This is a genomic window from Psychrobacter sp. 1Y6, from assembly GCF_052258385.2.
GTDB lineage: Bacteria > Pseudomonadota > Gammaproteobacteria > Pseudomonadales > Moraxellaceae > Psychrobacter.
Genome location: NZ_JBQQEW020000001.1, coordinates 1,972,187 through 1,991,009 on the forward strand (window position 1 = coordinate 1,972,187; position 18,823 = coordinate 1,991,009).

The following is an 18,823-nucleotide window of genomic DNA, read 5'->3' on the forward strand; positions in this document are numbered from 1 at the left end:
TTAGGGGTTGTCTGGTTCGGATATCACTATTCCAGCCAGCTGTTATCAATTATTCGTGAGTCCATTACATGCCTGAATCATTAAATATTGTCGATCTTATTACCCAAGCCAGTCTATTGGTGCAGATTGTGATGGCACTACTGTTATTAGCTTCTTTGCTCAGCTGGGTTATTATCTTTCGCATGAGTGCGCGACTTGGTACAGCCAAAAACTTTGATCAACAATTTGAGACTTGGTTTTGGTCAGGCGAAGACTTAGCCAAGCTATATCAAGGCATTCAGGGCTCTCCTGACCGTCAAGGGCTTGAGCAGATTTTTTATGTGGGCTTTTCAGAATACCTAAGAATGCATAAAAAGCGTCAACCTAAAGATGACATTATCGATGGTGTTGAACGCAAGCTACGCGTCGGCCTAGGTCGCCAGCAGCAATTGCTAGAGTCAGGACTGACGACACTAGCCAGCATTGGCTCCGTTGCTCCGTACATCGGATTGTTCGGTACCGTGTGGGGTATCATGAATGCCTTTTTGGGACTGTCTCAAACTGAGCAAGCTACCCTCGCCTCGGTAGCTCCCGGTATTGCCGAAGCGCTGATTGCCACAGCCATGGGTTTGTTTGCCGCTATCCCTGCGGTATTGGCATACAATCATTTCACAGCAAAATCGAGCCGATTATATGACTCGCGTGCTTTATTTTGTGATGAGATGACAGGTATGTTGCAGCGTGAGACCAGCGTACAAGCGCCTATTAGTAAAGAAACCCAAGTTAATGCAGGTCAGGTGACAGGGCTATGAAACCAAACCCCTACGGCCGTGAAAAAAAAGCCCTGAATGCAGAAATGAACGTCGTACCTTACATTGACGTCATGCTGGTGCTACTGGTGATATTTATGGTGACAGCGCCGATGCTGATTACAGGCGTCGATGTTGATTTGCCAAAAGAGCAAACCAATACCATGAGTCAAAGCCAACTACCTGTGATTGTTTCTTTGACTGACAAGGGTGATATTTTTATCAGCTATGAAAGTAATATTGACGTGCCTGTAAGTGAGCCTGAGCTGATTAATACATTATCTAACCTGCAGTCTCAGAGCGATAATAGTAACGCTGAGCCAGTACAGGTAATGATCAATGCCGACCAAAACAATCAATATGGTGCCATCATGACACTCATGGCGACTTTGCAACAAGCAGGTATCGAAAAAGTTGGATTACTGACTGGTGCACCACTACCCACGCCTTCTTTATAGTGATAAGCGCCCTTTAGTAAATGTCTTATATCATAATAGCCAATCCTAGTAATCAATCTGATAAATCACGTTCATGAGTATCCTTACCATGCATAATGCTCCTGCCGTCTATGTACCTACCGAACCAGAAAGCAACGGCCTAACACTGCCGACATTGCTAAGCTTACTGGCGCATGGCCTTGTCATTGGCATACTGGTCTATAACTATCAAACCACTGAAGTTGAGACTGCTGGTAGTATCGAAACGGTCATGGTATCTCCTGAGCAACTTGCTGAAATGCAAGGACAAATATTGGCCAACCGTGCAGCAGCCAGCGCAATGCAGATGGATAGTAGCACTAGCGACTCGTCTAGTAGTGCCCAGCCAGAAATATCTGGTAGTAGCGTAAGTGCGCAAAATCAAAGTCAGTCAAGCTCTCAGCGCGTGCCTGTATTTACACGATCTGAGGAGCCCGCTGGTCAACCCATACTGATGAGCGAAGACCATCAACAACGTTTGCTTGAGCAAAATCAAGAATATGAGCGCAAAATGGCTGAGTGGGCAGCACAATTAGACGAGTCAGCCATGGAAGAGCTTGACCAAGTCGATCAAAGCAAACGTGATCAGCTCATAGAAGAACAAAAAAGGCTGGGAGAGTTTCGTCAAAAGCAAAACAATCCACCAAAGATAAAACGTCCCACTGCTACTGATCGCAATATTGAGATTGATACTGCCGGCTCTGGCAATGCAGGTAAAACCTTTAGCCTATCAGATGGGCAGTCTACTATGTCTGGTGATACGTCAACCTCTAGTACATCCAAGGGCAGTAGTCGTTCTGCATCCAGTGGCAGTCGCGGTGCCAGCAACAGCGAAATCATCAATTTAATCAAGCGCAACTATACGCCGCCTACCGCCGCGCGAGGCTCTACTCAACGTGCCACCCTAACCATCACTGTCAATGCAAATGGCGATGTGATCAATGTGACCGCCTCTGGACCTGATAGCACGGTCAACGAAGCGGCAAGACAAGCGGTACTCAATACTGGCAGCCTCCCGATTGATGCTGATGACCCTAAATACCCGACTTTTACCATACAGTTTAAAGGCAGCAATTAATCAGTTGCTAGGTCCTTATAATATTGGTAACGTGACGTTAAGCGGCTTGTTTCGCATAGGTTGCTGCCTCATCTAGATGCTTGTCTCATTAAATAAAAAATGAATATCATACTAATTTTAGGAGCTCCATTTACCCATGCGTACCCACAAAAAACTACTAGTCTCATTACTCGCCAGTACCTCAGCATTGCTAATATCGCAAAGCGTGCTCGCTGCACCTGTTGTACTAGAATTGGACTATGAAATTCCTGTTCAGCAAAACCAAGTCGCGTTTGTATCGTTTGCGGGTGACTCGGTCTTATCACCGATTGTATTAAATGACTTGAGTAAAACCGAGCTAAAAGTAACCAATCAAGATCTACCGCAGCAGCCGCACAGTAGTAAAGAGCTGACAGGTACATTACCTGTTTGGCAAAGCATGGGTATACCGTATCTGGTCGTCGGCAGTACGCGTACCAATCGTGGCAAAATAATCACCGATTATGAAGTCATTGATGTCAAATCTGGTCGCGTGATAGAAGGCAAGCAAAGCCTAACCGCTGACAACAATAGAGAAAGCATGCGTTACGCTGGTCATGTCATTGCAGACAAAGTATACGAGCTGATTACTGGTACTCCAGGAGACTTCTCAGGACGCATTGCTTATATTGAAGAAACAGGAACTGGCAAGCAAAAGATCTCTCGTCTCAAAGTGATGGATGCTGATGGCGAAAACGCTAGAACCATTACTGAAGTGGCGGGCTCTATTTTTTCACCAGCATGGTCACCTGATGGCAACCGTATCGCCTACTCGGTACAACGTGAAAAATCATATCCTGTTATCTACGTGCAAAACGTCAGTGGCGGCGGTGCAACTGCTCTGACGCCTTTTTCAGGTAGTAACCTAAGCCCTTCGTTCTCTCCTGATGGCAGCAAGATATTATTCTCTAGCAGCTTTGAAGGTAGCGCTGATATCTATGAGATGAGTGCCAGCGGCGGTACACCTAGAAGGCTCACTAATTTACCAAGCAGTGAAGTGCAGCCAAGCTATGCACCAGACGGCAAATCTTTCGTTTTCGTCAGTGATAAAACTGGCTTTAACAAGCCACAAGTCTATCGCTACGAGTTTGCCACAGGACAAACAACTAAAGTGTCAAACGGTGGTTATGCAACCAGCCCGCAGTTTAGCAGTGACGGTACACAAATTGCCTTTTTGAGTGGGCGCTCAGCGGCTATTATGAATAGTAATGGTGCTGTTACTACCAATCTTGGCAATACAGGTATCGATGAAGCTCCAAGCTTCTCACCAAACGGTAAACGCGTGGTCTACGCATCGACCCAAGGCGGCAAAGGCGTGCTGACCATCAAATCTCTCAATGGTAGCGAAGCGTTTGGTAAGTCAGGACAAGGCGTTATTCGCTCACCTGTATGGTCATCAAGTCCAAAATAACTGGTCATCCACCAAAGTAGCAATTTTGGTTATAGTGGAATAAAGATCAACTGTTAAGCAAAATTGAAATGCCCCAATCATAGTCGTTATGATTGGGGCTTTTTTTGATTAAAAAACAGCAATAGAGAGGCCGATAGATCTTAGTACTTATTTACTTTCAATGGTCAGCACCCCCTCGTCTTTGATCTGCTTTTCAATGTTACCTAACCCTCCCTCTTTCGTAACAAACCTGTAAACGCACTAGTACCAAAAAAAACATTGCAATGACTTGTATTTTACCTATACCCTAAATAGACTTGACTAATTGGTCAGGTTGTTCAAATATTAGCCGATATATATTAGTTATTTTCATTGTTTATCTTACAGACGGATGCGTACCCCTATTGTTTACATCGATAAAAAACAAATCAAAGATTGGGTTAAAACTTTGATCTCGTGATTTACCACATTGTCTGATATCTACAGTCAAGCGGGTACTAAGCAGTTATTTTAGGAGGAAACCACCATGAGTGAAAACGTTCCAGCGAATACCGATTTACTGTATAGACTGCATGACCGTCCCACCCCCATTAAAGCTTTTTTAGGTGCTATACAGCACGTACTTGCAGCGTTTGTAGGTATCATCACACCCTCTCTTATCATAGGTGGCACATTAGGTTTAGGAGAGCATATCCCTTACCTTCTCAGTATGTCATTGATAGTATCTGGCGTCGCAACCTTTATTCAGACTCGTAAAGTAGGCCCTGTTGGCTCTGGCCTTATGGCATTACAAGGCACTAGCTTTGGATTTTTGGCAGCGGTACTGACAGCAGGTTTTGTGGTAAAAAACCGCGGTGGTGGTCCAGAAGAGATATTATCAGTTATTTTTGGCGTTTCATTTCTCGGTGCATTTGTTGAGATATTTTTGAGTCAATTTATTACCAAACTCAAATCCTTTATGAGTCCTATTGTTACAGGCTGCGTAATTGTCACGATTGGTTTGTCATTAACTAAAGTAGGTCTGACTGACTTAGCGGGCGGGTTTGGTGCTGACGATTTTGGTAGTATTCCGAACTTACTTTTGGGCGGTGGTGTGCTGGCAAGTGTCGTACTGATTAGTATCATCAATAATAAAGTCATTCGCTCAAGCGCCATCTTTATCGGTTTGATGCTCGGCCTTATCGCGGCCGTATTTATGGGACGTATCGATTTCTCACTGGTTTCTGAAGCGGCTTTTTTTACGGTGCCAATCCCTTTTAAGTATGGCTTTGGTTTTGATTGGCAGGCTTTTATTCCTATTGCCTTTATGTATATCATTACCAGTATCGAGACTTCAGGCGATTTGACGGCTACCTCAATGATATCAGGTGAACCGATCAAAGGCCCTATCTATGAGAAACGCATCAAAGGCGGCGTACTAGGAGATGGTGTTAACTCTCTGATTGCGGCGGTATTCAACACCTTCCCTGTGACAACCTTTAGCCAAAACAACGGTGTGATCCAAATGACGGGTATTGCCAGTCGCTATGTGGGTTTCTATGTGGGCGGTCTCTTATGCCTGATGGGGCTATTCCCTGTCCTTGGTGCTGTTTTTACGCAGTTACCGAAGCCTGTCGTTGGCGGCGTCACGCTACTGATGTTTGCGACGGTAGCGACTGCTGGTATTCGTATCTTATCTACCGTGCAATTTACGCATCGTAATGTCTTAATCATTGCCACCTCACTGGGTCTGGCAACGGGTATCGCCTTTGTCCCTGACGTACTGTCACAAACGCCGCAGTTTTTTCAGAATATCTTTGGCTCAGCAGTAACGATGGCAGGGATTGTGGCTATCACCCTTGATATGATTTTACCCAAAAACTATGGCATCGAGTTTGATACCAAAGCACAGCATGCAAAAGACAACTTGGAACCAACGCAAGAAGTAGCGTAAGGGTAAGAAAAAGCTAGGGTTAAATATATCGAAGTGTTTAGCCGTAAACGAGGTGCACAGAAAAATAGAAACAATCTGTGCACTTCGCTGATTAAGCACCTGACTTATTAAATAGGTATTCTGTCAAATAGGAACCTTGTCAAATATCTATCTTGTCATCATTCAAGGCCACAGCCCCTTAGAATAAAAGGCACCAGAAAGTCTGCCGCACGTGCTTCATCTGCTGCGTCATATGCCGTCTTATCCATTAATCCAACGATTTCAATCTCGAATTCAGCATAACGTTGGGTAGTCGCCCAAATCAAAATCAGTAGTTGGAGAGGGTCAGTAATCCCAATTTTGCCTTGCTTGTGCCACTCTTTCATTACCTGTGCTTTATCGTGTACCCACTCCTTCATCGTAGTGGACATAAATTCATGCAGATGCGGTGCGCCGCCGATGACTTCAATCGCAAATAGTTTATGCCGACTTGGATTGACAAATGCCTGATGTAGCTTGGTACGGACGAATTTTTCGATGACTGTTTTTGGGTCGCTATCTACTGTCATGGTTACCAAACCTTCATTCCATTCTTGAATGATCGAGCGTAGCACTGCCATGTAGAGGTTTTTTTTATTTTTAAAGTAGTAGTGAACATTGGCTTTAGGCAAGCCTGCCCTATCGGCAATGCCCTGCATCGTAGCGCCGCGATAGCTCTGAAGCACAAACTCTTCTTCAGCTGCCGCTAAGATAAGCGCTTGATTCTGTGCGCGAATGGCTTGTTGGCTACGGTGCGAAGGCGTATCAGTCACTGAGGTTTCTTCCTTTTGATTGTTTTGAGTCATAGCAGTGGTATCTCACTCTAAGAGACAGGTTCGACAAAATAGTCGCTATATTTTGCTATGTATTCTTATATAAACACATAGATTTGATCAGCATAACCTGTTAAATAAAAATATTTCGCATAAAACAGTTGACCAATTAGTCAGGTTTTAGCAAAATGGGAACTGTAAATCAATTACGCCGTCATTAATTGCCTCTTGCCAGACGTTTTAGACGGCTAAAATATCAGTGTTTCCTTAGCAAATCTGTTTCATATTGTCAGTTCACTATAACTTGAAATTATGCAAATCGTATATAAGCGCCAAAGCTCTGACTACGAACACATAGATTATCAGCTTTTGATTTTAAGCAAATTAGTAGCGACTAGCTTAATCAAATTATCCATAAAGCTGAAGCAACCGCTACTTATCAAAATTACTGCTTGTACCTATAAGTTTATGCAAATGATCATAAGGTATAAACCTCTATCAAACATTTATCGCCCAATACAGATAACGGGCTACCCTATTAGAAAAGGATGTCATCGTGAGCTTAACCTTAGCGCAATTCAACGATTTATCACAAGAAGTCGCCATCGCTCAGCTATTGACTTGCTGCACTAGTAAAAACTGGGCATATAAACTTGCAGACGCCCGCCCTTTTGCAGACGTTGACGCACTGCTAGCAAGTAGCGACGCTATCTGGAACAAAGTACAAAATGATGAGGCTAACTTATTAGAAGCGTTTGATGGACATCCGCAAATCGGTAACGTGGCATCTCTAAAAGAAAAATACCGCAACACACAAAGTAGCGCTGCACACGAACAATCAGGCGCTAACGATGCAGCCGATGAGGTGCTCGAAGCACTTGCCAAAGGCAATCACGACTATCTTGATAAATTTGGCTTTATTTTTATTGTCTTTGCGACGGGCAAAAGCGCGCAGCAAATGCTCGACCTGTTATTAGCGCGCCTGCCTAACGATCGTGCTACAGAGCTTGCCAATGCAGCCGCTGAACAAAACAAAATTACGCGTCTACGTTTAAACAAACTACTAGACAATGCTTAGACATGCAAATAGTAGTCGCAGAGTTAGACTAGCATTTTTACCCGATTTATATTTTTCACAAATTTAAAGGAAGCATTATGTCTGCCACCCTATCATCACATATCTTAGACACTCATCTTGGCAAACCTGCCGCTGATGTCGCCGTTACCTTACACCGCGTACAAGACAATGGTGTCACCACATTACTAGCGCATGGTACAACCAATCGTGATGGCCGTATCACACCAGACGCTTGGCAGTTTGATACAGCCATCGATAGCACAGAGCATCAGCTAAATGTTGGCCGCTATACCGTAACGTTCGATACTCAGTCTTATTTTAATGCTCAGCAGCTGACAGCATTTTACCCGCAAGTGGTTATCGACTTTGTGGTAAACGATGCCAGTCATTATCACGTGCCACTTCTGCTTAGTGCGCACGGTTATAGCACTTATCGCGGATCATAGCTTTGGCGTTGTTTAGCTCTCTGATTTGTTATTAGCTTACAAGAAATACTATCAAAAGAAATTACCAAGACATTTTATTAAGACACTGTCATATTAAAGGACATTTATTACATGGGCGCCTATCTTCTCGAATGGTTGAGTTTATTTTTCCGCTGGTTTCATGTTATCGCTGGGGTAGCATGGATTGGTGCATCGTTTTATTTTGTGTGGCTAGATCTAAGCCTACGCAAACCGCCACAGTGGAAAACAGACAAAGGTATTTCGGGTGATCTTTGGGCCGTCCATGGCGGCGGGTTTTATGAAATTGCCAAATACAAACTCGAACCCGAAGAGATGCCAAAAACGCTACATTGGTTTAAATGGGAAGCTTATACCACTTGGCTGACGGGTGCGGCGATGATGTCTATCGTCTATTATGCCAATGCAACTGCCTACCTAATTGACCCAAGCAAAGTACCTTTTACCAGTATCGGTGCCATTGCCACCAGCTTGCTTTTCTTGTTTGGTAGTTATTTCATTTATGAAGTTATCGTGCGCAGTCATTTGGGTAAAAATGCGTTTATCTTTAGTACGCTGATTTTTATCTTGCTGGTCATCGCGAGCTGGGGTTCTTACCAGCTGTTCAGTGATCGCGCCTCATTTATACATATTGGTGCTATCTTGGGCACGGTGATGGTAGGTAACGTATTCTTCGGTATTATGCCAGCTCAGCGCGCACTCGTTGACTGTGTGCGGCGCGGCGAAAAGCCTGGTAAAGAAGTGGCTGAATTGGCATTACAAGCCAAAAATCGCTCACTGATGAATAACTATTTTACCCTACCGCTTATCTTTACCATGATCAGCAACCACTACCCAATGATGTATGCTCATGAGAAAGGTTGGTTAGTATTGGTCTTCGTCGGTATCATTACCGCGACTGCCCGTCATTACTTTAACCAAAAGCATTTGGGTCATAAAAAACCTCGTTACTTGGTTATTCCAGCCGTATTAACCGTATTATTAATTATTTGGATGCGACCTGAACCAATTGAGCCAGTGCCTGCTACTGTCTCCGTAGCATCTACAACGACTGAAAGCACGCCGCCAGCTACAAGCGCGACTACTAACTCAAACACTGATACTGTTGCTAACGCTAATAGCAATTCTGATAGTAGTGCTATTAGCAGTGCTAATAAAAGTATTAGCACTGATGCAGCTACTGCTGAAGCCGTACCCGTGAGCGCGTCAGCAGATGACGCCATGATGGATGTCGTGCATACACGCTGTAGCACCTGTCATGCTGTGCAGCCAACACAGCAAGGCTTTGCCGCGCCGCCAGCAGGAATCATTTTGCAGACACCAGAAGACCTAAAAATACATAAAGCGAAAATCGTCACTGCGGTACAGACTGGCTATATGCCGCTTGGTAATATTACTCAGTTGACGGATGCTGAGCGCCAACAGCTTGTGGCCTATGCATCATCACTTTAATTTTTGATAAAAAATAACTGTCCTTTACGAGCAATATTTAAACAAATATCTAAGGCTCTAAGCGATATAGGAATATAGATAATGAGCAAAAAAATTACCAGTGACTTTGATATCAGTACGTATCCCCGCGACCTAAAAGGCTATGCTGGCAATCCACCGAAAGCGAACTGGCCAGGTGGCGCAAAAATCGCCGTACAGTTTGTATTAAACATCGAAGAAGGTGCAGAAAATAGCGTCATCCATGGCGATGGCCAATCAGAGCGTTTTTTGTCTGATATCTTAGGCACACCAGAATTTAACAACCGTCACCAGTCTATTGAGTCTGCATTCGAATACGGTAGCCGTGTCGGTGTATGGCGTGTATTAGATGTCTTTAAAGATTATGGTATTCCTATCACCACGTTTACCTGTGCCGCCGCTGCTGAAAAAACCCCGCATATTATTGAGCGTGTATTAGAAGATGGTCATGAAATTGCCAGTCACGGTCTACGCTGGATTACTTATCAGGATATGTACCGTGAGACGGAGCGCGAACACATTCGCTGTGCCACCCAGATATTTAAACGCATGCTCGGTGGTCAACCTCTTGGCTGGTATACAGGACGCGATAGTCCAAATACTCGTGAACTGGTCGCTGAACAAGGTGGCTATACCTATGACTCTGACTCGTACGGTGATGAGTTACCATATTGGCTCAATGTAAAGGTCCAAGATGGCAATCTGATCACGCGCAAGCCGCATTTGGTCATCCCTTATAGTTTAGAGACCAATGACATGCGCTTTTCTTCAAGTCCAGGGTTTACTCATGCAGAGCCCTTTTATCAGTATCTCAAAGACAGCTTTGACACCTTATACGAAGAAGGCGCACACACACCTAAAATGCTGACCATTGGGTTGCATTGCCGCATTATTGGACGTGCAGGACGCATCAAAGCGTTAAAGCAGTTTTTGCAATATATCACTAATAAGCATGACGTATGGATATGCCGCCGTGATGATATCGCCAAACACTGGTACGAAAACCATCCTGCTACGTCAGACAACACTGCTAACTGGATGTAAGCTTAGGCTATCGTCATAGCACTCGTTCTACTTAGCTAAGCGAGTGCGCATAGATGAATAAATAAGATAGCACCCACACTATCAACACACACCGTTATTAAAAAGGAATCATTGTGAGTCAAAATACTTCAGAAGTTGGACAAATTATCTCCGCAAATAATCTACCTGATACCCTACCAGCATTTACCAAAAAATCAAACGTCGCTGACAGTCGCTTGGGTGCAAAATCACTATTCGCTACCGATGACTTCTTTGCGGATAAAAGCCGTATTCTAAATCCTGATGCACCTATATTTGTCGTGGGTAAGTTCGATGACAACGGTAAGTGGATGGACGGCTGGGAAACTCGTCGCAAGCGCCACTTGGGTTACGATTATTTAGTTATCCAGCTTGCTCGCCCAACCAAAATTTCTGGTCTCGATATTGATACCAGTCACTTTACGGGTAATTTTCCATCTTCCGCCAGTGTCGATGCTTTATACGCGCCCGAGCTACTGCAGCAAGATGAAGCTGAACTTACTAGTCTAAGCAAAGAAGATTGGGACAATAAAAATTGGCAGGCACTAGTGGGTATGACCCCGCTTCAAGGTCACAATCATGAGCTTGTCGAGATTGATCATGAGCAAACGGTCACCCATATTCGTTTGAATATTTATCCAGATGGCGGCGTTGCCCGACTACGTGTCTATGGTGACATCCAACTTGATGCCAGCCTAAACATACAAGGCGAGACGCTTGACTTGGCAGGCGCATTAAATGGTGGTCGTGCCATTGCCAGTAACGATGCGCACTTTGGTGCGGCTAGTAATTTACTACTACCAACTAAAGCGCCTAACATGGGTGATGGTTGGGAGACTCGTCGTCGCCGTGAGCCAGGCAATGACTGGTGCATCATCGCACTAGGTCAAGCAGGTATCGTTGATTCCATCGAGATAGATACTGCCCACTTTAAAGGCAATTACCCTGATAAAGTCTCGATCCAAGCCGTCTACTCTCCAAATACACCAGAGCAAACTTTAGTGACTCAGAGTATGTTTTGGGAAACCCTACTTGAACCACAAAAAACCAATGCGGATGACATTCATCACTTTGGTAAAGACAAGCTTCAGATAGACCAGCCTATCACGCATATTCGGGTCAATATCTTCCCAGATGGTGGCATTAGCCGTGTACGTGTGTATGGCAAAATTGCTGAGGCTAATATTGAAACTGGTACTGATGTTGATAGTAAAGAGGCTAAATAATGAGTGTCACTTTAACAGCTAAGCCTTTAACCAAGGCAAACTTTGCCCCTTACGGCTCGGTTATCGAGCGCTATAGTGATAATGAGCAAACGGCTGACAATACTTATGAGATCAATAATGGCTATGCGGTTCGTCATCATGCACTTGCCGAAAGTAAGCTAGACGGTGGCTCAGTTGGTATGAGTATCTTTCGGGCCAAGAAACGTGAGAACCCGATTGTACTCTCAGTCATGGAATACCATCCGCTTGGAACACAAGCATTTGTATCTATGGAAGGCCAAGACTATATCGTCGTCGTCGCTAAAGCTGGTGTGCCGCCGCAGTCGCCTGATGACCTAACAGTGTTTTATGCGAAATCTTACCAAGGTGTACAGTACGATGCTAATGTCTGGCATCACCCTCTACTCGCGCTTGGACGTGACAGTGACTTTTTAGTTATTGATCGTATCAATGGCGAGGGTAATAATTGTCATGAGGTTGATATCACAGATTGGCATGTGTTTATTGAGTTAGAAGATGAATGCAGTTAATTGAATATAAAATAGTCGCCTCCGACATATACAAACTTAAAGCCAGCTAATGTCTATTAGCTGGCTTTTTTATGTTCATTGAGTTGTTAAATCATAGGCCTATCAATTGATTAAAGTCCGTCAGACGACCCAATTTGGGGCACATAGATATCCATTTTGGTGCTTTTATGACGCATCTGATCCTTCGAAAAACATTGTTTGCCACATATATCTAAATACACGGAAATTGGCTCTCTCACTTGAGAATAGTTAAGGACTATTTTGCTTATTTCTATCCTTATTAATGGCTAATAAGACTAAAAGTTAGGCGACTCTGTAGAAGACAGCCTTCTAGGGCATTTATGGCACGGTTATTGAATGCTCTTTAGTAGTAAGCATTTAAGCGCTATCAACCAACCGTTGTCTAACGAGCATTGGATTAATAGTTTGTTTGCTAGCAAATAATAACGATGCAGTTTTGGGGCAATCAACAATCAATTGTACATAAAGGGGTCATATTTTGCGTTTTGATTTATTAACGAGCTTATCCTGTCATACCAATTCATCTAGCCAAAAGCTAGCTTTACTCAAACCTTTGTCGATGGCAGCTGTTGCTATCGCGGCTTTAGGTAGCATGTCGAACATCCATGCTAAGACCTTTTTTACTGATACGAGTGTTTCCGTACTTTACGGTAATGATTATGAACTCGTAGAAGACGGAGAGCTGACAACCGTTACATTAGAGCATGCCTCTGCGCACGACTGGGGCGGCGTGTTCTTCTTTGTCGATCGAAACCAAGGTGCCGATGACATTGAAAACAATAGATTTAGAGAAACTTATGGCGAGTTGTCTCCTACATTCAAAATAGCAACTTTGAATGACAGTTTTATCAAGCAGGTTAATTTAGCCGCTACGTATGAATTTGGTTCGAACAGCACTGGCTTTGACCAAGATAATTATCTGGTTGGTATTGGCGCAGATCTCAATGTACCTATTCCAGGAATGAAGTTTGCGTCGGCTACTCTATATCATGCGTTTAATGACAATACTGACGATGATCAGCAAATTACCTTAACCTATGGTTGGGAGCGCAACAACTTCGTAGTGGATGGTTTTATTGATTATTCATTTAATAATGATGACATTGAAGATAATATTCATATTAATCCGCAAATTAAATACAATTTACAAGAAATGCTCGGTATTGATAACCGCTTAGAAGTCGGTATGGAGTATAGTTATTGGAAAAATAAATACGGTGTTGATGGCGTAAATCAAAACTCTCCTAGTGCGTTGGTAAAATTCCATTTTTAATACTCAATAGAAACTCTCTTGGCAGTAATAAACCCTTGTTCCTACAATATAGAAACAAGGGTTTGTTTTTTATATCTGAAAAAATTCTCACTTGTTTCTAATTTAGGTACAGCGTTTATCTACACCTATAAAGTTGATTTACGATAGCGACTCACGCCTGCGATGATTGTCTGATCAATTACTCTATCATCACCCAGCATCATTAGTACAAACAGCTGCTCTTCCAGTGTCTTGGTCTGCGCCATACGTCGCTCAAGCAATTCCGTTGCACCCATATCGATGACTACAAAATCCGCTTCTTTATTTGGCATAAAGTTACCGATTTTATCGTCCAATAATAGCGACTGGGCATTACCCAACGTAATTTGGTATAGCCCTTGGTGAGCAGATAGTTGATTACTTTGTAGTTGTTGGATTTTATATGCTTCTGACAGAGTGGTCAGCATCGACAGACTCGTCCCTGCTCCAACGTCAGTAGCGATACTGACACCGGTATAACTTAACGTTTTGGGTAAATTAAATAGTCCGCTACCCAAAAACAGATTAGACGTCGGACAGTGTGATATTTGTGTGCCAGTCGCGCGCAGACGCTCATACTCCGATGTTTCAAGATGAATACCATGTGCTAAGGTGGTGCGTCGACCCAATAATCCCATCGTATCATAGACATCGAGATAGCCTTTATGATTGGGATACAATTGTTTCACAAAGGCAATCTCATCATGATTTTCTGCTAGATGCGTTTGCAGATAAACACTCTCGTAACTGGCATACAGCTCACCTGCCATTTGTAGTTGCTTGGGTGTCGAAGTAATAGCAAAGCGCGGGGTAATCGCCACATGTTGGCGGCCGCGCTCATGCCAATTATCAATGATGTTTTGGGTATCTCGAATGCCCTGCTCAGCAGGTACACACAAATTATCAGGCGCATTTTGATCCATCAAGACATTGCCTGTGATCATACGAGTATTGAGCTTGTGACTTTCCGTAAAAAATGCGTTCACTGATTCAGGGTGACTGGTAGAAAACACCATGGCGCTCGTTGTACCATTGGCCAGCAGCTGATTTAAAAAGAACTGCGCTGTGTCATGTGCTACTTTTGGATCGCCAAAATTGGCCTCGGTGACGAAAGTATAATTATTAAGCCAATCAAGTAATTGCTCACCGTAAGCAGCAATCATATCTATTTGCGGATAATGTACATGAGTGTCAATAAAGCCTGGCATGATTAACTTATCGCGATAATCATGTACTTTGACTACTGGCTGGTCTACTTGCTCAAAGGTATTAGTATATTTCGCTAGTATTGTCTCGTTATGCCCATACTCTACAATGCACCCTGTCACATCATCTACGACAAGCGCACCATCAGCGATATATTCAGGATAAACCTGTATACCTTTAATCACTGGTAGCAACGTAATGTCTCGTTCCACAGCTAATGTCTGTGAATGATTAGAAGTTGTACGCTCAGTACGATCGCTTTCGGTCAAGTAGTGCAGCAGTCGAGCTTGATAGATATGTAGGGTCATTCGTAGATCTCACAATGGCTTAGTAGTCCTGAGCGTTTTGATAAATAGTACTGAGCGTTTTAATGATTTAATAACAAGTATAAAAGTTATATGGAGTGAGCCGTTCAAGGAGTAGCCTGATGATAATGTTGTAGGAGCTGTGCCACGATAGAAACTGCCACTGCCATCGGCTCTTTTCCGCCAATTTGCAATCCAATTGGCATGACCAACTGATTGACCAGTTGCTCACTGTAGCCACGCTGAATCAAGCGATCTCTAAAGCGCTTGGCTTTGGTTGCCGAGGCAATGCAACCTACATAAGGTACTGAAATATTTGAGCGTTTATCATGAGGTGAGCTAGTATCAGAAATAGTACCTAATGCTGCCCGCACTAACTCAAAATCAACACTATGGTCATGAGTCATAACCAGAATAAAACGCTGACCACCCTGCTCGATAAATGGGCGCACAAAATCTACAGGCTCATCATTGATATGCGGACGGATATGCGCTGGTAAGTTATAAAGTTTGGATGGATTAGCATTAGACTCATCAACTAAGTAACGCTTAAACATCTCTGGGCGACTGTCCACCCAATCTACCTGACAAGGTAGCTCAGCGAGGATGGTCATTAGCGCTGATGCTACATGCCCTGCACCAAACACTAGTACTGACATCGGCGGCGTTACATTGAAGCATTCGAACATAACGGTGACGCTACCGCCGCAACACTGTGCCAATTTCGCACCTAGCGGGTAGTGCTTGGTGTAGACAGTATCACGGCGTACCCCTTTAGAAGGGGTTAGCGCGCTTGTATCATTAGCTTCATAAACTTTTGGTTTGACTTCTTTTGATACCGTTGCCGCTATTTCACCATTCAATAGCTGCCGTGCCGTATTGACAACGTCGTGCTCTAGGCCGCCGCCGCCTAACGTATCCACGATACTATCTTGCGTGACGATCATCTTTGCCTGTAGTGCTCGAGGAGCAGATCCATTTACGGCTACGACCGTCGCCAACACGTGAGCGATGCCTTGCTGCTGATATCGCGCTAGACCTTCATACCAAACGACTGGCGGTGCTAACGACTCATTCACTGTGCGCAGGACCTCTTGCCCCTGCTACATTTGGATGCTCTATCGCGTTAGGCTGGTCATCGGTTTGTTTGCCTTCGACTTCTTTTGGATCGATGTCTTTAGCATGACGTACGTCTTGCGGCATTGCTTTTTCGTTGTAAAGGTCACTGTTCTCTTCTGCGCCTTTTACTAAACTATCAACCGTATCTGTATCTGCTTTAGTTGTTAAATCCCACGACGTGCCTTGCATGTGCATGACTGCTTTTAAAACCGCTTCTGGCGTCGCAGGCATGGTCAGCTCTGGATTCTTTTTATAATCACCAAGGCTAGCCACTGCATTATTAAGGGCACACCAAACACTGGCTGCCAACATAAACGGCGGCTCGCCAACGGCTTTAGAGTTATAAATCGTTTGTTCTTCGTTTTTGCGATCGTACAATTTGACATTCCACTGCTTAGGCAAGTCATGCGCGGTTGGAATTTTATAATTAGCAGGACTATCAGATGCGAGCTTACCTTTGTCATTCCAGATTAGCTCTTCTGCTGTGAGCCAACCCATGCCTTGCACAAAGCCACCTTCAATCTGGCCAATATCAATGGCAGGGTTGATCGATTGTCCCGCATCATGCAGCACATCACAGCGCAGGACTTTGTACTCACCTGTCAATGTATCAATTTCCACCTCAGCACAGGCAGCACCCAAGGCAAAGTAGAAGAACGGACGTCCCCATGCTTTAGAGCGATCATAAAATATCTTCGGCGTTTTGTAGTAGCCAGTAGACGATAGACTGATACGGTTCTGGTACGATAGTTGAATCATCTCAGCAAAAGTCAATGTTTCTTTATCGCCAATATAGACATGGTTCTTTTCAAAACGTATGTCTTCTTGCGCTACGTCGAAATGCTCAGCAGCAAATTCAAGTATACGCGCTTTGATATTCAAGCAAGCGTTTTGAGCCGCCTTACCATTGATATCGGTACCTGATGACGCGGCGGTTGGTGAAGTGTTAGGCACTTTATCCGTACGTGTCGCTGATACTTTAACTGTATCCAGATCAACGTCAAATTCATTGGCAACAATTTGGGCGATTTTAATATATAAACCCTGCCCCATCTCCGTACCACCATGATTAAGGTGGATACTGCCATCGGTATAAATATGTACCAATGCGCCTGCCTGATTGAGCGTTTGTACCGTAAATGAAATACCGAATTTTACTGGCGTCAACGCAAGCCCTAAGCGCTTATCACTGCCTTCAGCGGCAGCTTTTTGATTGGCTTCTAGAATTTGTTGACGGCGATTGTCATAATCGCAATCGTCTGCCAACTTGGTCATGATAGTCGCTAAATCAAAATGCTCAATCGTCTGACCGTAATGCGTACTTTGACCATCTTGATATAAGTTTGCCAAGCGTACTTGTAATGGATCTTGCCCCAGCGTATAAGCAATATGATCCATCATATATTCAGCAGTCATCAGACCTTGTGGACCACCAAATCCTCGATAGGCAGTATTGGATACAGTATGCGTTTTGCAGCGATGCCCTGCTACATGAGCAGCTGGATAGTAATAGGCATTATCACAGTGGAACATCGCTCTATCAACGATGGCATCAGACAAATCTGGCGCATAGCCACACAAACCAGCCAGCTGCATATCGACGCCCAATATACGCCCAGACTCGTCTAAACCAACCTCATAACGGTTGGCAAACTCATGACGCTTACCCGTCACCACCATGTCATCTTGACGATCTAGACGCATACTGACAGGGACATTATGGCGTTTGGCGATGATACCGCATAGACACGCCCAAGCAGCGGCTTGCGTTTCTTTACCACCAAACCCGCCACCCATACGGCGCACGACTGTATTTACCGCATGAAATGGCAAGTCTGTCACTTCGGCGACGAGCTGCTGTACTTCGCTTGGATGCTGTGAAGACGTATAAACTTCTAGCCCGCCATCATCGCAAGGCACCACATAAGACACTTGGCCTTCGAGATAAAAGTGCTCTTGCCCGCGCATATGAATATGACCTGCAATGCGAATCGGTGCGTTCTCGAGCGCAGTCGCCGCGTCACCACGCTTCATAAAGTGACTCGGACGCACAAACAACTCTTGCTCTAACGCTTTATCTATACTAAGTACCGCTGGCAATGGCTCATACTCCACCACTGCCTTGGTAGCCGCTTTTTTGGCAGCACGATGACTGGTAGCCACCACTACAAATAGCGTCTGACCCACATACTCTGTGATGTCATCCACCATCAGTGGCTCACCGTCGAACACCGCACCGATATCCGTCTGCGCAGGCAAATCTTTAAAACTTAAGACATCTACCACCCCATCCGCATCTCTGACAGCGCTTAAATCCATACTCAGTACACGTGCATGAGCGTGGCTGCTTTTACCTACTGCCAGATGTAGCGTGCCTTGCGGCTTTGCAATATCATCCACATAGGTTGCCGTCCCCATGACATGGCTGATCGCACTATCATGCTTAGCCGAGGTGCCAATTTTGTTTTTTGGCGGACGCACGCGGCGGATACTATAACTGTCAAATAAGGACGAATGATGGCTCATGGCGGATCTCTTCTATTAGGACGCTTTTATTAATGCTCTTTTATTCTTGGC

At 44.3% G+C, this 18,823-nt stretch carries 16 protein-coding genes; 12 read left to right on the forward strand and 4 right to left on the reverse strand.

Annotated features, from left to right (window positions below; all coding sequences use genetic code 11):
• Positions 1–68 precede the first annotated feature (68 nt).
• The 5 genes from tolQ to ACTXGF_RS21990 all read left to right on the forward strand — a co-directional run bounded on the left by tolQ (position 69) and on the right by ACTXGF_RS21990 (position 5,683).
• Positions 69–791: a protein TolQ gene (tolQ, locus tag ACTXGF_RS21970; protein WP_057759620.1), complete on the forward strand. Its 723-nt coding sequence runs from the start codon at positions 69–71 to the stop codon at positions 789–791.
• On the forward strand, positions 788–1,246 hold the full coding sequence (gene tolR, locus ACTXGF_RS21975) for a protein TolR (protein WP_443532805.1): 459 nt from the start codon (positions 788–790) through the stop codon (positions 1,244–1,246). Before tolQ ends, tolR begins: the two co-directional genes overlap by 4 nt.
• 73 nt (positions 1,247–1,319) lie before the next feature.
• On the forward strand, positions 1,320–2,342 hold the full coding sequence (locus ACTXGF_RS21980) for a cell envelope integrity TolA family protein (RefSeq protein WP_443532803.1): 1,023 nt from the start codon (positions 1,320–1,322) through the stop codon (positions 2,340–2,342).
• Between the two features lie 136 nt (positions 2,343–2,478).
• Positions 2,479–3,771, forward strand: coding sequence for a beta-propeller domain-containing protein (locus ACTXGF_RS21985; protein WP_443532801.1), 1,293 nt, complete (start codon positions 2,479–2,481; stop codon positions 3,769–3,771).
• A gap of 505 nt (positions 3,772–4,276) precedes the next feature.
• A complete protein-coding gene (locus tag ACTXGF_RS21990) occupies positions 4,277–5,683 on the forward strand; it encodes a nucleobase:cation symporter-2 family protein (protein WP_443532799.1) in 1,407 nt (468 codons plus the stop codon).
• Positions 5,684–5,841: 158 nt separating this feature from the next.
• On the opposite strand, the gene ACTXGF_RS21995 is transcribed toward ACTXGF_RS21990, so the two are convergent.
• Entirely contained in the window at positions 5,842–6,507 is a 666-nt protein-coding gene (locus tag ACTXGF_RS21995) for a TetR family transcriptional regulator C-terminal domain-containing protein (protein ID WP_298807721.1), read from the reverse strand.
• Between the two features lie 523 nt (positions 6,508–7,030).
• On the opposite strand from ACTXGF_RS21995, the gene uraD reads away from it, so the two are divergent.
• The 7 genes from uraD to ACTXGF_RS22030 all read left to right on the forward strand — a co-directional run bounded on the left by uraD (position 7,031) and on the right by ACTXGF_RS22030 (position 13,598).
• Positions 7,031–7,552, forward strand: a complete 522-nt coding sequence (gene uraD, locus ACTXGF_RS22000; protein ID WP_443532797.1) for a 2-oxo-4-hydroxy-4-carboxy-5-ureidoimidazoline decarboxylase — start codon at positions 7,031–7,033, stop codon at positions 7,550–7,552.
• Positions 7,553–7,629: 77 nt separating this feature from the next.
• Positions 7,630–7,998 carry a hydroxyisourate hydrolase gene (gene uraH, locus ACTXGF_RS22005; RefSeq protein WP_443532795.1) on the forward strand — a complete coding sequence of 123 codons (369 nt, stop codon included), beginning with the start codon at positions 7,630–7,632 and terminating at the stop codon, positions 7,996–7,998.
• Positions 7,999–8,109: 111 nt separating this feature from the next.
• The gene (locus ACTXGF_RS22010) at positions 8,110–9,468 is read left to right on the forward strand and encodes a urate hydroxylase PuuD (protein ID WP_443532793.1); all 1,359 of its coding nucleotides are present in this window, start codon (positions 8,110–8,112) and stop codon (positions 9,466–9,468) included.
• An 81-nt stretch (positions 9,469–9,549) separates the two neighbouring features.
• Positions 9,550–10,530, forward strand: a complete 981-nt coding sequence (gene puuE, locus ACTXGF_RS22015) for an allantoinase PuuE (protein WP_443532792.1) — start codon at positions 9,550–9,552, stop codon at positions 10,528–10,530.
• Between the two features lie 143 nt (positions 10,531–10,673).
• A complete protein-coding gene (gene alc / locus ACTXGF_RS22020; protein ID WP_443532945.1) occupies positions 10,674–11,774 on the forward strand; it encodes an allantoicase in 1,101 nt (366 codons plus the stop codon).
• Positions 11,774–12,304: an ureidoglycolate lyase gene (locus tag ACTXGF_RS22025; protein ID WP_443532790.1), complete on the forward strand. Its 531-nt coding sequence runs from the start codon at positions 11,774–11,776 to the stop codon at positions 12,302–12,304. The genes alc and ACTXGF_RS22025 overlap by 1 nt, the downstream gene beginning before the upstream one ends.
• 499 nt (positions 12,305–12,803) lie before the next feature.
• The gene (locus tag ACTXGF_RS22030; RefSeq protein ID WP_443532788.1) at positions 12,804–13,598 is read left to right on the forward strand and encodes a DUF5020 family protein; all 795 of its coding nucleotides are present in this window, start codon (positions 12,804–12,806) and stop codon (positions 13,596–13,598) included.
• A gap of 125 nt (positions 13,599–13,723) precedes the next feature.
• Here ACTXGF_RS22030 and guaD read toward each other — a convergent pair whose 3' ends face one another.
• The 3 genes from guaD to xdhB all read right to left on the reverse strand — a co-directional run bounded on the left by guaD (position 13,724) and on the right by xdhB (position 18,772).
• Positions 13,724–15,130, reverse strand: a complete 1,407-nt coding sequence (gene guaD, locus ACTXGF_RS22035; protein WP_443532786.1) for a guanine deaminase — start codon at positions 15,128–15,130, stop codon at positions 13,724–13,726.
• A 104-nt stretch (positions 15,131–15,234) separates the two neighbouring features.
• Positions 15,235–16,206 (reverse strand): XdhC family protein, encoded by a 972-nt coding sequence (locus ACTXGF_RS22040; RefSeq protein WP_443532784.1) that lies wholly within the window; start codon positions 16,204–16,206, stop codon positions 15,235–15,237.
• Positions 16,199–18,772, reverse strand: coding sequence for a xanthine dehydrogenase molybdopterin binding subunit (xdhB, locus tag ACTXGF_RS22045; RefSeq protein ID WP_443532782.1), 2,574 nt, complete (start codon positions 18,770–18,772; stop codon positions 16,199–16,201). The genes ACTXGF_RS22040 and xdhB overlap by 8 nt, the downstream gene beginning before the upstream one ends.
• Positions 18,773–18,823 lie beyond the last annotated feature (51 nt).

What these genes read in the sequence shown, in the direction of transcription:
- tolQ (WP_057759620.1), top strand. Translation starts at nt 69, where the DNA reads ATGCCTGAATCATTAAATATTGTCGATCTTATTACCCAAGCCAGTCTA.
- tolR (WP_443532805.1), top strand. Translation starts at nt 788, where the DNA reads ATGAAACCAAACCCCTACGGCCGTGAAAAAAAAGCCCTGAATGCAGAA.
- ACTXGF_RS21980 (WP_443532803.1), top strand. Translation starts at nt 1,320, where the DNA reads ATGAGTATCCTTACCATGCATAATGCTCCTGCCGTCTATGTACCTACC.
- ACTXGF_RS21985 (WP_443532801.1), top strand. Translation starts at nt 2,479, where the DNA reads ATGCGTACCCACAAAAAACTACTAGTCTCATTACTCGCCAGTACCTCA.
- ACTXGF_RS21990 (WP_443532799.1), top strand. Translation starts at nt 4,277, where the DNA reads ATGAGTGAAAACGTTCCAGCGAATACCGATTTACTGTATAGACTGCAT.
- ACTXGF_RS21995 (WP_298807721.1), bottom strand. Translation starts at nt 6,507, where the DNA reads ATGACTCAAAACAATCAAAAGGAAGAAACCTCAGTGACTGATACGCCT.
- uraH (WP_443532795.1), top strand. Translation starts at nt 7,630, where the DNA reads ATGTCTGCCACCCTATCATCACATATCTTAGACACTCATCTTGGCAAA.
- ACTXGF_RS22010 (WP_443532793.1), top strand. Translation starts at nt 8,110, where the DNA reads ATGGGCGCCTATCTTCTCGAATGGTTGAGTTTATTTTTCCGCTGGTTT.
- puuE (WP_443532792.1), top strand. Translation starts at nt 9,550, where the DNA reads ATGAGCAAAAAAATTACCAGTGACTTTGATATCAGTACGTATCCCCGC.
- ACTXGF_RS22025 (WP_443532790.1), top strand. Translation starts at nt 11,774, where the DNA reads ATGAGTGTCACTTTAACAGCTAAGCCTTTAACCAAGGCAAACTTTGCC.
- guaD (WP_443532786.1), bottom strand. Translation starts at nt 15,130, where the DNA reads ATGACCCTACATATCTATCAAGCTCGACTGCTGCACTACTTGACCGAA.
- xdhB (WP_443532782.1), bottom strand. Translation starts at nt 18,772, where the DNA reads ATGAGCCATCATTCGTCCTTATTTGACAGTTATAGTATCCGCCGCGTG.